The organism is Amycolatopsis sp. NPDC098790 (assembly GCF_044759945.1).
Lineage (GTDB): Bacteria > Actinomycetota > Actinomycetes > Mycobacteriales > Pseudonocardiaceae > Amycolatopsis.
This window is the reverse complement of the sequence record NZ_JBIWAI010000009.1, coordinates 73,641-86,776: the sequence shown is the minus strand read 5'-3', so window position 1 is coordinate 86,776 and position 13,136 is coordinate 73,641. Positions and strand designations below refer to the sequence as shown.

General features: G+C 70.9%; 12 protein-coding genes. 7 read left to right on the top strand and 5 right to left on the bottom strand.

Annotated elements, in window-relative coordinates; translation table 11 throughout:
• Nucleotides 1-502: 502 nt before the first annotated feature.
• Nucleotides 503-1,180, bottom strand: coding sequence for a GntR family transcriptional regulator (locus tag ACIQWX_RS46215; RefSeq protein ID WP_400885529.1), 678 nt, complete (start codon nt 1,178-1,180; stop codon nt 503-505).
• Between the two features lie 93 nt (nt 1,181-1,273).
• Here ACIQWX_RS46215 and ACIQWX_RS46210 point away from each other — a divergent pair, with 93 nt between their 5' ends.
• Both ACIQWX_RS46210 and ACIQWX_RS46205 read left to right on the top strand, forming a co-directional pair.
• Entirely contained in the window at nt 1,274-2,050 is a 777-nt protein-coding gene (locus ACIQWX_RS46210; protein WP_400885527.1) for a DUF1932 domain-containing protein, read from the top strand.
• A gap of 84 nt (nt 2,051-2,134) precedes the next feature.
• Nucleotides 2,135-3,460, top strand: coding sequence for an MFS transporter (locus tag ACIQWX_RS46205; protein ID WP_400885525.1), 1,326 nt, complete (start codon nt 2,135-2,137; stop codon nt 3,458-3,460).
• On the opposite strand, the gene ACIQWX_RS46200 is transcribed toward ACIQWX_RS46205, so the two are convergent.
• Nucleotides 3,420-4,262 carry a hypothetical protein gene (locus ACIQWX_RS46200; protein WP_400885523.1) on the bottom strand — a complete coding sequence of 281 codons (843 nt, stop codon included), beginning with the start codon at nt 4,260-4,262 and terminating at the stop codon, nt 3,420-3,422. The two genes, ACIQWX_RS46205 and ACIQWX_RS46200, sit on opposite strands and share 41 nt — an antisense overlap.
• A gap of 202 nt (nt 4,263-4,464) precedes the next feature.
• Between ACIQWX_RS46200 and ACIQWX_RS46195 the strand changes: the two genes are divergently transcribed.
• The 3 genes from ACIQWX_RS46195 to ACIQWX_RS46185 are packed head-to-tail and all read left to right on the top strand — an operon-like array spanning nt 4,465 to nt 7,782.
• Complete coding sequence (locus ACIQWX_RS46195) at nt 4,465-5,490, top strand: amidohydrolase family protein (RefSeq protein ID WP_400885520.1); 1,026 nt, start codon at nt 4,465-4,467, stop codon at nt 5,488-5,490.
• A complete protein-coding gene (locus tag ACIQWX_RS46190; RefSeq protein WP_400885517.1) occupies nt 5,487-6,407 on the top strand; it encodes an amidohydrolase family protein in 921 nt (306 codons plus the stop codon). Before ACIQWX_RS46195 ends, ACIQWX_RS46190 begins: the two co-directional genes overlap by 4 nt.
• 19 nt (nt 6,408-6,426) lie before the next feature.
• Nucleotides 6,427-7,782, top strand: a complete 1,356-nt coding sequence (locus tag ACIQWX_RS46185) for an MFS transporter (RefSeq protein ID WP_400885515.1) — start codon at nt 6,427-6,429, stop codon at nt 7,780-7,782.
• 13 nt (nt 7,783-7,795) lie between these two features.
• Here the strand turns inward: ACIQWX_RS46185 and ACIQWX_RS46180 are convergent, their stop codons facing one another.
• The 3 genes from ACIQWX_RS46180 to ACIQWX_RS46170 are packed head-to-tail and all read right to left on the bottom strand — an operon-like array spanning nt 7,796 to nt 10,216.
• A complete protein-coding gene (locus ACIQWX_RS46180; protein WP_400885513.1) occupies nt 7,796-8,620 on the bottom strand; it encodes a hypothetical protein in 825 nt (274 codons plus the stop codon).
• Nucleotides 8,620-9,852 (bottom strand): RNA polymerase sigma factor, encoded by a 1,233-nt coding sequence (locus ACIQWX_RS46175; RefSeq protein WP_400885510.1) that lies wholly within the window; start codon nt 9,850-9,852, stop codon nt 8,620-8,622. The genes ACIQWX_RS46180 and ACIQWX_RS46175 overlap by 1 nt, the downstream gene beginning before the upstream one ends.
• Nucleotides 9,845-10,216, bottom strand: coding sequence for a YciI family protein (locus ACIQWX_RS46170; RefSeq protein ID WP_400885508.1), 372 nt, complete (start codon nt 10,214-10,216; stop codon nt 9,845-9,847). The genes ACIQWX_RS46175 and ACIQWX_RS46170 overlap by 8 nt, the downstream gene beginning before the upstream one ends.
• A 222-nt stretch (nt 10,217-10,438) precedes the next feature.
• On the opposite strand from ACIQWX_RS46170, the gene ACIQWX_RS46165 reads away from it, so the two are divergent.
• Together ACIQWX_RS46165 and ACIQWX_RS46160 are read left to right on the top strand one after the other, a co-directional pair.
• Nucleotides 10,439-11,617 carry a carbohydrate-binding protein gene (locus ACIQWX_RS46165; RefSeq protein WP_400885505.1) on the top strand — a complete coding sequence of 393 codons (1,179 nt, stop codon included), beginning with the start codon at nt 10,439-10,441 and terminating at the stop codon, nt 11,615-11,617.
• A gap of 191 nt (nt 11,618-11,808) precedes the next feature.
• Nucleotides 11,809-13,089, top strand: a complete 1,281-nt coding sequence (locus ACIQWX_RS46160) for an extracellular solute-binding protein (RefSeq protein WP_400885503.1) — start codon at nt 11,809-11,811, stop codon at nt 13,087-13,089.
• The last annotated feature ends 47 nt before the right edge of the window (nt 13,090-13,136 follow it).

The following is a 13,136-nucleotide window of genomic DNA, read 5'->3' as shown; positions in this document are numbered from 1 at the left end:
CGCGCAAGTTGGCGAGGTGAACGGTGGCACGGAGGCGAGCCGCGCGCGATGGCATGAACGGGTCGTTCATGCCATCAGGCCGGACGCGACGCCATGAAAGGGTCGTTCAGGCCGTCAAACGCCATGAAAGAGTCGTTCATGGCGTCGGACGCCAGGGGCTCGGCAAAGTCGCGCGTGCTCATTCCTGTCTCTGCCCAGGGCGCACTGGAAGGTGGACGGTCCTCTCCAGCTCGGGCTTCAAGCCGGAACGGCGATCGTCGCCGGCCGCCCGGAGGACGCGGCCGTGCCGCGAATGCCTCATTCGAGACCTCCCACGTCCCGAATGCGACATTCGCGACCTTCACGTCCTGGCTGCGGCCAGGGCTGGATCGCGCCGTTCAGGACCCGGCGGGTATTTCGGCGAGCGTAGGTCGGTCGGCCGCGGCGCCGGGACAGTTGAGTCGCGCGACTTCGCCGGAACCATGGCGTCAAACGCCATGAAAGGGTCGTTCATCGCATCACCTCACGGGCGCAGGTGCGACACCTCCGCCGCATCGGCGGCCTTGAGCGCCTCGATCACGCTCCCCAGGTGCACCTGCGCCGCCTCCGCCGCCCGCTCCGCGTCGTGCGCGCAGATCGCGTCGATGATCGCCAGGTGCTCCGGCAACGACACCTGCGGCCGTCCCGGGCGCATCGCCAGCCGGAACTGGTGGCGCACGCTCTGCCCCCGCAGCCGCTCCAGCACCTGCGCCGCCGTGTGCTGGCCGCTGATCTCGCGGACCCTGCGGTGCAGCCGCTGGTTGAGCCCCGAGTACCCGACGACGTCGCCGGCCGCGACCGCCTGGTGCATCAGCTCGCCGAGCTCCTTCAGCTCGCCGACCTCGGCGTCGGAAACGCGCTCCGCCGCCTTCGCCGCGCACAGCGACTCCAGCATCATGCGGACCTCGGAGATCTCGACGGCCTCCTCCAGCGACACCGCGCGCACCCGGGCACCGCGGTTCTGCACGCGCTCGACGAGCCCCTCGTTCGTCAGCTCGATCAGCGCCGCGCGCACCGTCGCGCGGCTCGCGGCGAACTGGCCGGACAGGTCCGCCTCCACCAGTCGCTGGTTGGGCACGAACTCACCGCGGACGATCGCGTCGCGAATGGCCGCCACCACGGAACGCTCCCCCGGCTGCCGATCCGCAGCACTCTCCGTCATACCCCGACTCCGTTTGTTGTGAAGACGACTTTTGTTGACAATTTTGTCGAGCACATCGTGTACTCGATCGTAGCTTGTCGAGAGGATTCTGCTATGTCCGGAACCATCGCGGTACTGGGACTCGGCGAGGCGGGCAGCGCGCTCGCCCGCGACCTGATCGCCGCCGGCGCCGTCGTGCGCGGCTACGACCCCGCCGTTCCCGCCGCCGAAGGGGTCGTCGCCACCGGCTCCGAAGCCGACGCCGCCGAGGGCGCCGACCTGGTGCTCAGCGTGAACAGCGCACACGCGGCCGTCGAGGCGCTCGAAGCCGGCTTGGCCGGCGTGAAGGACGGCGCCGCCTGGGCCGACCTGAACACCGCCTCCCCCGGCACCAAGCGCGAACTCGCCCGCATCGCCGCCGGGCACGGCGTGCCGTTCGCCGACATCGCGATCATGGCGCCGGTGCCGGGCCGCGGCCTGCGCGTCCCGATGCTTGCCACCGGCCCCGCCGCCGAGGCCGTCGCCGGTGCGCTGAACGGGTTCGGTGCCGCGGTCGAGGTCATGCCCGGTGACGCCGGGCTCGCCGCCGAGCGCAAGCTGCTGCGCAGCGTGTTCTTCAAGGGCATGTCGGCCGCCGTGGTCGAGGCGCTGACCGCCGCACGCGCCGCGGGCTGCGAAGACTGGCTGCGCAAGATCATCGTCGACGAGCTCACCGCGGCGGGCGCGGCGACCGTCGACCGGCTCGTCGACGGCTCGTACAAGCACGCCGTCCGGCGCACCGCCGAGATGGCGGCGGCCGCGGAGATGCTGGCCGAGCTGGGCGTGCGGGCCGACGTCGCCGGCGCCTCCCGCGACCAGCTCGCACACATAGCTGATTCACAGGATTGTTAACAATCTTGCCGCGAGTCTTGTGTTCAATATCTCAGCCGATGTAACTTCGGACACCTTCGCCGCCCAGGAACGAAAGGGACGAGGATGTCCACACGAGAACTCGGCGGCACGACCGCCGCCACGGTCCGGCTGTCCATCAGGGTGACCGCGTTGTGCTGGGTCCTCGTCCTGCTCGACGGCCTGGACCTGTTCGTCTACGGGGCGACGCTGCCGGGCGTGCTGGCCGACAAGAGCTTCGGCCTGACGGCGGTCACCGGCGGCACCATCGGCAGCCTGACGACGTTCGGGATGATGCTCGGCGCGCTCGCGTCCGGGATCCTCACCGACCGCACCGGCCGCCGGAAGATCATCATCACCGGCGTCACCGTGTTCTCGCTGGCCGCGGCCGCGTGCGCCGCCGCGCCGACGGTCGAGTTCTTCGGCGCGGCGCGGTTCGTCGCCGGCATCGGGCTCGGCGGCCTGCTGCCGTCGGCGATCGCGATGGTCATGGAGTACGCGCCGGCGTGGCGGAAGAACCTCGCCGTCACCACGGTGATGACGGCCCACCAGGCGGGTGGCGCGCTGGCCGGCGCGCTGGGGATGACGCTCGTGCAGTCGCTCGGCTGGCGCTCGGTGTACTGGATCGGCGCGCTGCTGCTCGTGGTGGTGCTGCCGGTGGTCGTCCTCCTGCTGCCGGAGTCGCTGACGTTCCTGCTGGCCAAGGGGAAGACCGAGCGCGCGCAGGCCATCGCGGACAAGTACGCGGTCTCCCTCGACACGTTCGCGCCCGAACCGGCGGAAGACCGGCGCGGCGGCCTGCGCGGCCTGTTCACGCCCTCGGTGCGGATGACGACGCTGCTGTTCTGGATCGCCTCGTTCGCCGGCCTGCTGCTGGTGTACGGCGTCAACACCTGGCTGCCGACGATGATGCGCGGCAGCGGCTACAACCTCGGTTCCGCGATCAGCTTCCTGCTGGTGATCAACCTGGGCGGGATCGCGGGCATGCTCGTCGCCGGACGGCTCGCCGACCGGTTCGGCGCCCGGCCGGTCGCGATCATCTGGTTCGCGCTGACCGCGTGCGGCGTCGGGCTGCTGGCGCTGCACATGCCACTGGCGGTGACGTACGTGGTCGTGTTCCTCACCGGCGCGTGGCTGTTCAGCGCGCAGACGCTCATCTACGCGGCGGTCGGCGCCTACTACCCGGCGGACAGCCGCGCCACGGCGCTCGGCTGGGTGTCGGGCGTCGGCAGGCTGGGCGCGGTGTTCGGGCCGTGGCTCGGTGGGATCCTGGTCGCGAGTGGACTGTCCTCTTTGGGCTTCGTCGTGTTCGCGATCGCGGGCGTCCTCGGCGCGGCGATGGTGAGCCTGGTGCGCCGCGCCGCGAACCCGGTCAGCGTGGACGGGGGGCGCACCACAGCGCGGTCGGCTTGACGATCGCGAGGACGAGCGTCGCCCCGGCGGGAACGAAGGTCAGCAGCAACCCGAGTGCGGTCCCGCCGGGGAACACGCCCGCGCCGTAGTGCCCGACGCCGACGATGTCGAAGACGAGCGTCGCGACGGCCACGAAGATGGCGAACCCGCTGCCGACGATGGTGAGCAGGCGGCCTGCCGGTTTGCGCAGGAAGAGCAGGATGCCGCCGGGCAGCAGCGTGCCGACGAGGATGAGGTCTTCGACCAGGGCGACGACGAAGAGCCAGTGCAGGAACCCGAGGCTCGAGACCCCGATGACGCCGCCGATGAGGCCGAGCAGGGAGACGAGCCCGCCGAGCACGGCGAGAACACCGGCGATGATGGCGGTGACACCGTTGGGTTGCGGCGGCCGCATGCCGTAGCCGGTCATGGGATAGGGCGCGGCGGCGTAGGGCTGGCCGGGGTACCCGCCGGGGTAGGACGGGTGGCCGGGATACGGCTGCCGCGCTGGGAAACCTCCCGTGGGCGCGGGGTAGGGCTGCTGGCCCGGGGGCGGCGGCGCCGGAAACCCGCCCGACGGCGCCGGATATGGCTGCTGGCCCGGGGCCGGCTGCGCCGGGAACCCGCCCGAAGGCGCACCAAACGGCTGCTGGCCCGTGCCCGCCTGCGCAGGGAACCCGCCCGAAGGCGCGCCATCCGACTCCTGCCCCACCTCCGGCTGCGCCGGAAACCCGCCCGACGGCACGCCATACGGCTGCCCAGCCCCAGCCGGCCCGGCGTACGGCTGCTGCCCCTGCGGTCCCGGGTTCTGCGGATTCGTCATGGCGTCCTCGGTCTCGGCCGACCGCCCCCACGGTGCGCCGACTCCGGCCCCGGCGGTTCGCCCGCAGTCTCTCACGGGGACCTCACCCACCCCGGCCAGGTGGAAGCATCTCGATCCGGTCAATCTCGTCGTAGATATTGTCAACAATTTCATCGACGATTAGTGTGCGAGTATCGAAGCCCAGAAGCGACGAGGAACCACCTTGATCATCGACTGCCACGGCCACTACACCACCGCCCCGCCCGCCCTCGCGGCGTGGCGCGACCAGCAGGTCGCGGCCCTGACCGGGGACGCCGCCCCGCCGAAGCGGGCGGACCTGCGGATCAGCGACGACGAACTGCGCGAGACGATCGAGCCGAACCAGCTGCGGCTGATGGACGAACGCGGCATCGACCTCACCATCTTCTCGCCGCGCGCGTCGTTCATGGCCCACCACGTCGGCGGCTTCGAGACGTCGGCCGAGTGGGCCGCCATCTGCAACGAGCTCTGCTACCGCGTCAGCACGCTCTACCCGGAGCGGTTCGCGCCGGCCGCGATGCTCCCGCAGTCGCCGGGCGTCGACCCGGCCACCTGCCTGCCCGAGCTGACCCGCTGCGTCGAGGAGTACGGCGCCGTCGCGCTCAACCTCAACCCCGACCCCAGCGGCGGCCACTGGACCGCGCCGCCGCTCACCGACCGGTCGTGGTACCCGATCTACGAAAAGATGGTCGAGTACGACATCCCGGCGATGGTGCACGTCAGCACCAGCGTCAACCCCGCGTTCCACACCACCGGCGCGCACTACCTCAACGCCGACACGACCGCGTTCATGCAGCTCGTGCAGGGCGACCTCTTCGCCGACTTCCCGACGCTGCGGCTGGTCATCCCGCACGGCGGCGGCGCGGTGCCCTACCACTGGGGCCGGTTCCGCGGCCTCGCGATGGCGCTGGGCAAGCCCGAGCTGGAAGAGCACGTCCTGAACAACGTCTTCTTCGACACCTGCGTCTACCACCAGCCGGGGTCGGACCTGCTCTTCGACGTCGTGCCGGCGCGCAACATCCTGTTCGCCTCCGAGATGATCGGCGCCGTCCGCAGCGTCGACCCGCGCACCGGCCACCACTTCGACGACACCCGCCGGTACGCCGAAGCCGCCAAACTGTCCGAAGAGGACTGGGCCGCGATCCGGGAGCACAACACCCGCGCCGTCTACCCTCGGCTGGACACCCTCCTCAAAGGACAGGGCCGATGATCGCGCGCGCGCCGAAGACGCCGGGCTGGCTGGACTGGTACGCGAATCCGTCCACACCGGACTTCCGGCTGCCCGAGGGCACTGTGGACGCCCACTGCCACGTTTTCGGTCCCCAGAACGACTTCCCGTTCGCGCCCGAACGCAAGTACACGCCCTGCGACGCGAGCAAGGACCAGCTCTTCGCGCTGCGGGACCACCTCGGCGTCACGCGGAACGTCATCGTGCAGGCCACCTGCCACGGCGCGGACAACTCGGCCATGGTCGACGCCGTGGAGGCGGCGGACGGCCGGGCGCGCGGGATCGCGACCGTCCGTCCGGATGTCGGCGACGAAGAACTCCGTCGACTCGACGAGGCGGGCGTCAAAGGCGTCCGGTTCAACTTCGTGAAACGGCTCGTCGACGCTTCGCCCAAAGAGGACCTGAGCACCATCGCGAAGAAGATCGCGCCGCTCGGCTGGCACGTGGTGCTCTACTTCGAAGCCGCCGACCTGCCCGAGCTCGAGGACTTCTTCGGCGAGCTGCCCGCACCCCTGGTGATCGACCACATGGGACGCCCGGACGTCACGAAACCCGTCGACGGCCCGGAGTTCGCGCGGTTCCTGCGGTTCGTCGACCGCAACGATGTCCACGTGAAGGTGAGCTGCCCCGAGCGCCTCACCGTCACCGGGCCACCGGCCCTCGACGGCGAACGGCACGCGTACACCGATGTCGTGCCCTTCGCCCGGCGCGTCGTGACGGAGTTCCCGGACCGCGTCCTGTGGGGCACCGACTGGCCCCACCCGAACCTGAAGCACCACATGCCCGACGACGGGCTGCTCGTCGACCACGTCCCGCACATCGCGGAAACGCATGAGCTGCAGCGGAAGCTGCTCGTCGACAACCCGATGCGCCTCTACTGGCCCGGCGAAACCGCCTGAAACCCCTGAAGGGCATGCAATGCAGCACGCCAACGCGTACAACCGGCTGAACAGACTGCCGATTTCGCGGTTCCACAAGATCACCCTGCTCGCCGTCTCGTTCGCGTACTTCTTCGAGTTCGCGGACATCAACAGCTTCGCCACCACCGCGCCCAAGCTGATCAAGCTGTGGGGCGTGACGGTCAACCAGGTCGCGTACGTGACCTCGCTGTCGTTCGTCGGCATGTTCTTCGGCTCGATCGTCGCGAGCAAGCTCGCCGACCGCTGGGGCCGGAAGAACGCGCTGATGTGGACCACCGTGTGGTTCGGCGTCTTCTCGTTCGCGGCGGTGTTCTCCTGGGACATCGTCTCGCTCGGCGTGTTCCGCATCCTGACCTCGGCCGGGCTCTCGGCGATGACGGTCGTCGCGGTCATCTACGTCAGCGAGCTGTACCCGGCGGCGAGCCGCGGCAAGTACCAGGCGTACGCGATCGTGATCGGCATCTGCGGCACGCCGGTGACGAACCTGATCGCGAGCGCGGTGGTGCCGATCAACTCCTGGTCGTGGCGGCTGGTGTACCTGTGGGGCGCGCTCGGCGTGCTGCTGGTGCTGTTCACGCGGCAGCTGAAGGAGTCGCCGCGCTGGTACGAGAGCCGGGGCGAGCACGCCAAGGCGGACGCGGTGCTGCGGGAGATCGAAGAGCGCGTCGCGGCGGAGAAGGGCCCGCTGCCGGAGCCGGCGCCGCCGGTCGACGAGGCACCGGTCGCCAAGGCGCCGCTGCGGTTGCTGCTGCAGAAGAAGTACCTGATGCCGACGCTGCTGCTGACGGTCCTGTGGGTGACGCAGACGATCGGCTTCTTCGGCTACTCGAGCTGGGCGCCGACGCTGCTGGCCAAGGAGGGCTTCAGCGTCGAGAAGTCGGTGTTCTACGTGGCGCTGACGACGGTGGGCGCACCGCTGGGCTCGTACCTGGCGGCGCTGGTGACGGACCGCTTCGAGCGCAAGTGGTGCCTGGTCGCGTTCGGCACGGTGATCGCGCTGTGCGGCCTGTTCTACGGGCTGACGTTCAACCCGATCCTCATCGTGGTGTTCGGCTTCCTGGTGAACCTGTTCGAGCGCGGCTACACGGCGCTGGGGTACGCGTACTCGCCGGAGCTGTTCGACACGCGCGGCCGCTCGCTGGGCACGGGAGTGTCGTACGGCCTCGGCCGGCTGTCGAACGCGGTGGGCCCGCTGATCGTGGCCGCGTTGTACAACGGCAGCGGGTACCAGAGCGTGTTCCTGTTCATCGCGGGCACGTGGCTGGTGGGCGCGGTGGTGCTGGCGCTGTTCGGCCCGAAGACCCGAGCGGCGCGGCTCCAGGAGACACCCGAACCCAAGCCGGCCGGGGTCTGAGCCACGACGCCGGTCACGCCCCGAGCGCGGCGTGGCCGGCGTCGAAGCTGCGCAGTGCCGCGCCCACCGCCGCGGCCACCGTGACCTCGAAGACCTCGTCCTCGCTGCACCCGGCGGCGAGCAACGCGCGGACGTCGTCGTCGCTCACCCGGTGGGACGCGTCGCGGACCAGCGCCGCGTAATCGCCCCACGGCGGAGGCAGCCCTTCCCCCGTACCGGCCGCCCGTCGGAGTTCAGGACTCGTGTGCGCCGGCTGGCCGAAGACGCTCGCCCGGAGGCCGTCCGGACCGCCGGCGAGCAAGAAGCCCGGGAACCGGTAGCCGGCGCGGTGCAGCGCCTGCGTGCCCGCCTTCAGCTGCCCGTCGAGCAGCTCGAAGCCGAACGCGTTCGCGAGGCGGTTGACGATGTTCCACACCAGGTTGACGTCCAGCGCCTCCGACACGGCGTGCGCGGGCAAGGCGCGCAGCGGCGCGGGGTCGAGGTCGGCGTCGCGCGAGACGTCCTCGAGGAACCGTTGCACGGCAAGCAGTTCCGGCCGGGGGTCGAGGTCGCCGTCGCCCGCGATCCGCACCAGCTCCGCGTGCGTGACGACGCAGAACGGGCACTCGTGCACCTTCGCCGTGCTCATCGCGAGGTACTCGCGCTCGGCGGCGGTCCAGTACGACTCACCGCGCATCGCGGGCGCGGTCAGCTCCAGCAGCGGCCGGGTCAGGAAACCGGGCCGGTACAGCAGCAGCTTGACGATGTCGGGGCTGGTGACGCCGGACAGCTTTCCGGTGACGGCCATGAAGACGCGGGCCCGGCGGCGGTGGCCGGTGTCCAGAACGGACAGTCGCATCAGGACTCCAGTTCGTGCAGGCGGCGGTCGAGGAAACGGTGGTCGGCCGGGGCTTCGGCCAGCTCACGCGCCCGCCGGTACGCGGCGGTGGCGTCTTCGCGGCGGCCGAGGCGGCGCAGCAGGTCCGCGCGGGCGGCGTGCCAGAGGTGGTAGCGGTCGAGCCCCTCGACGGCCTCGACCAGAGCCAAGCCGTGTTCGGGACCGGACACCATCGCGACGGCCACGGCGTGGTTGAGCGCGACCACGGGTGACGGCGCGAGCGTCCGAAGCTGCGCGTAGAGCGCGGCGATCCGCGTCCAGTCGGTGTCGGCCGCCGCGCGGGCCTGCGCGTGCTGGGCCGCGATCGCCGCCTGCAACTGGTATTGGCCGACCCGCCCGTGGCGCAGCGCCCGCCCGAGCACGCCGAACGCTTCGGCGATTCCGGCGCGGTCCCACTGCTCGCGGTCCTGGTCCTCCAGCAGGACGACGTCGCCGTCGGCGGTGTAGCGGGCGGCCGAGCGCGAGTCCTGCAGCAGGAGCAGCGCGAGCAGGCCGAGCGCTTCCGGCTCGTCCGGCATCAGCGCGGCCAGCAGCTTCGCCAGCCGGATCGCCTCGCGCCGCAGCTCCGCCGGCTCGTCCCGGCCGGACGGCGACGCGTACCCGCGCGTGAAGACGAGGTAGACGACCGCGAGGACGCCGGCGAGGCGGTCGGGCAGCAGGTGGTCCGGCGGGACGCTCAGCGAGATGCCCGCGTCGCGGATCTTGCGTTTCGCGCGCACGAGCCGCTGCGCCAGCGCCGGTTCGGCGACGAGGAACAGCCGGGCGATCTGGGCGGCGGTCAGGCCCGCGACCGCCTGCAGCGTCAGCGCGACCCTGGCGTCTTCGGCCAGTGCCGGGTGGCAGCAGGTGAAGAGCAGGCTCAGCCGGTCGTCGCCGACCTCCGCGAGCCGGTCGTCGGGCAGGCGCACGGTGGTCACCCCGCTCTCCCCGGCCGCGACCCGGGCCAGCTTGGCCTCGCCGACGCGGGCGCGGCGGATCCGGTCGACGGCGCTGTTGCGCGCCGCGGTCAGCAGCCAGGCCGCGGGGTCGTCCGGGAGGGCGTCGTCCCACGTCCGCAGCGCCCGCGCGACGGCGTCCTGCAGGGCGTCTTCGGCGAGCTCGAAGTCGCCGAGCACCCGGACCAGCGCGGCGAGCAGCCGGGCGCGGTCCGCGCGGTAGACGCGTTCGACGGCGCCGGCCGCCCGGTCAGCCACGGGCGGCGCGGTGGTCCAGCCCGGGCACGCCGGCGATCGGGCGGACCTCGATCGAACCCTGCGAGGCCATCGGGCACAGGGCGGCCAGCTCCAGGGCTTCGTCGAGGTCGCGGCAGTCGAAGACGTACACCCCGCCGAGGTGCTCGTGGGTCTCGGTGAAGGGCCCGTCGGTGACGATCGTCCGGCCTTCCTGCACGGTCACCGTCGTGGCGGTGTGCTCGCCCTGCAGCGGGTGGCCGGAGACGAAGACGCCGCGGCGGCGGCACTCGTCGGCGAAGGCGTTGACGGCGGCGAGGGCCTCCTCGAACCCGGCGTCGCCCGGCTCGGGCCGTTCGCAGTTGTAGATCAGCAGCATGTAGAGCACGTGCGCTCCTTCGTCCGGCGTCGGTCGAAGAGGATGACGAACGGGACGACGGTAACTCGACAGGCGCAGCGGGACCCGCCGGAAACCGGTCCCGGAAATTACCAAAGGTAAGTTCTGGCGCCGTCTTGACTTTACCAATGGTCAGGAGGAGAGTCCTCGCCACCTGATTCGTCTAGACCAATCAGCGAGCTCCGGCGGACGGCCATCCTCAGGAGGAGACCCATGTCCCGCAGAACCCGGACCACCACAGCAGTCCTGACGAGCGCCGCGACCGTGGCCGCCACGGCCCTGATCCTCACCGGCGGGGCCATCGCGAGCCCGACGGCCGCGGCGGCCGACTGCGGCGTGCTGTTCGACGACTTCCACTACAACTCCCCCACCGACTCCGCGTTCGGCGGCGCCGGCTGGACCACGCGCAACGACGTCGGCAGCCCCGGCGTCGCCGGCGCGCGGTGGCTCACCAGCAACGTCAGCTTCCCGACCGTGAACGGCGAGCGCGTCGCCCAGCTCGCCGCCAGCACCGACGGCAGCGCGGCCGGCACCACCCATTCCGAGATGTACCAGAACCAGCTGCGGTTCTTCGAAGGCACGTACGCGAGCCGGGTCCGCTTCACCGACGCGCCGGACAGCGGCACGGACGGCGACCACGTCAACGAAACGTACTTCACGATCTCGCCGCTGCGGTACGACCGCGACCCGCTCTACAGCGAGCTGGACTTCTCGGAGTACCTGCCCAACGGCGGCTGGGGCGGCCCGACCGCCAACTACCAGACCAGCTGGTACACGTACTGGAACAGCCCGACGTGGGACGGCCTGCGCACGTCCACCGCGCAGAACCGCAGTTTCGCGGGCTGGCACGACATCGTCACGCAGGTGTCGGGCGGGCACGTGAAGTACTACATCGACGGCGTGCTCACCGCGGACCACACGACCGACGCGCAGGGCAACCCGGTGTACCCGCGGACGCCGATGTCGATCAACTACAACATGTGGTTCATCGACACGGCCGGGCACACGAGCGGCAACAGCGTCTACACCGAACAGGTCGACTGGACGTACTACGCGGGCAACCAGGTGGTCTCGCCCGCGGACGCCGTCGCCCGCGCGGGTTCGTACCGGACGGCCGGAACGTCCCATGTGGACACGGTGACCGGCTGCACGACGCCGACCACCCCGCCGGCGACCACGACGACCAAGCCGACCACACCCACCACCCCGACCACGCCCACGACGCCTTCGCAGCCGGCGAACTGCTCGACGGCGGCGGAGTGGGACTGGGGCACGGTGTACCTCGGCGGCCAGCGGGTGAAGCACAACGCGCACCTGTGGCAGGCCAACTGGTGGACCCAGGGGTCCGAACCGGGGCTCACCGCCCAGTGGGCCGACCTCGGCCACTGCTGAAATCCGGCACTGCCGAAGTCCGGCCGCGGCCCGGGTCACAGGGACCACCCCGGGCCGCGGCCACCCAAGCGCCCCAATGTGGCCTTGGTTGCGTCACACGCACCCAATGTGGCCTTCGGTGCGTCAGACGCACCGAAGGCCACCTTGGGGCGCTCGCCCTCACCCCCACCACCTCACTCCCGGGAATCCCCATGCGCAGACGCACCTTCGCCGCCGCCCTGGCCGTCGCCGCCGTGACCGCTACCGCCGCCTGCGGTTCCGACGCCCCCGCTCCCGCTGCCGCGCCAGGCGGGCAGCTGACCGTCTGGCTGATGAACGGCGACCTGTCCGACAAGGCCACCGCGGCCATCAACGCCGCGTTCGAGAAGGCCACCGGCGCGAAGGTCGCCGTGCAGATCCAGGAGTGGGACAACATCAACACCAAGATCAGCACCGCGCTGGCCCAGGACAACACACCCGACGTCATCGAGATCGGCAACACGAACGTCCCGCTCTTCGCCGCCAACGGCGCCCTCACCGACCTCAGCCCGCACCGCGACGAGCTCGCCGCCGGCCAGACCTGGCTGGACGGTCTCGCCGGCCCGGCCACTGTGGACGGACAGGTCTACGGCGCCCCGCTCTTCGCCGGCAACCGCGCGGTCATCTACGACAGGCAGGTCTGGGCCGAAGCCGGGATCACCGCTCCCCCGACGACGTTCCAAGAACTCACCCAGGACCTCGACAAGATCAAGGCCAAGCACCCCGCCGCCGACTACTCGGCCTTCCACTTCCCCGGCAAGTACTGGTTCGGTGCGCTGCAGTTCGTCTGGGACGCCGGCGGCCAAATCGCCACCCAGAAGGACGGCAAGTGGGCCGGCGCGCTCGAAAGCCCCGAGGCGCAAAAGGGTCTGCAGGCGTGGAAAGACTTCCAGAACGCCTACTCCTCGGCCGCGTCCCGCAACGTCGACACCAAGGCCCCCGACCAGGCCGCGATCTTCTCCTCGGGCGGCGCCGGGGCGATCCTCGACACGAGCGTCAACACCGTCGTCAAGAACAAGCCTGAACTGAAGGACCGCCTGGGCACCTTCCCGTTCCCCAGCGCCACGCCCGGCAGGACGCAGCCGGTGTTCCTCGGCGGATCCGACCTCGCCGTCGCCGCCAAGAGCCGCAACCAGGACCTCGCCCTCGCCTACCTCAAGGCCGCGACCGACCCCGCCGTCCAGCGCGACGCGATCGTCGGGATCGACGGCTGGACGCCCATCTCCACCCAGCTCATCGACCAGATCACGCCGACCCTGCCGCCGCTCAACGCCGCCTTCGCCACCGCGGCCAAGACGAGCGTCGCCACCCCGGCCGCGCCCGGCTGGGCGACGATCGAGAGTGACAAGTCGATCAACACCTTCTTCGCGGACATCGCCACCGGGCGCCGGTCGATCGCCGACGCCGCCAAGGACTTCGACGCTCACCTGACCGAGGCGCTCAACGCCCGCTGACCGGCGGGGTGGCCCGGCCGACTGCCGTCCCCAACCGGGCCGCCCCG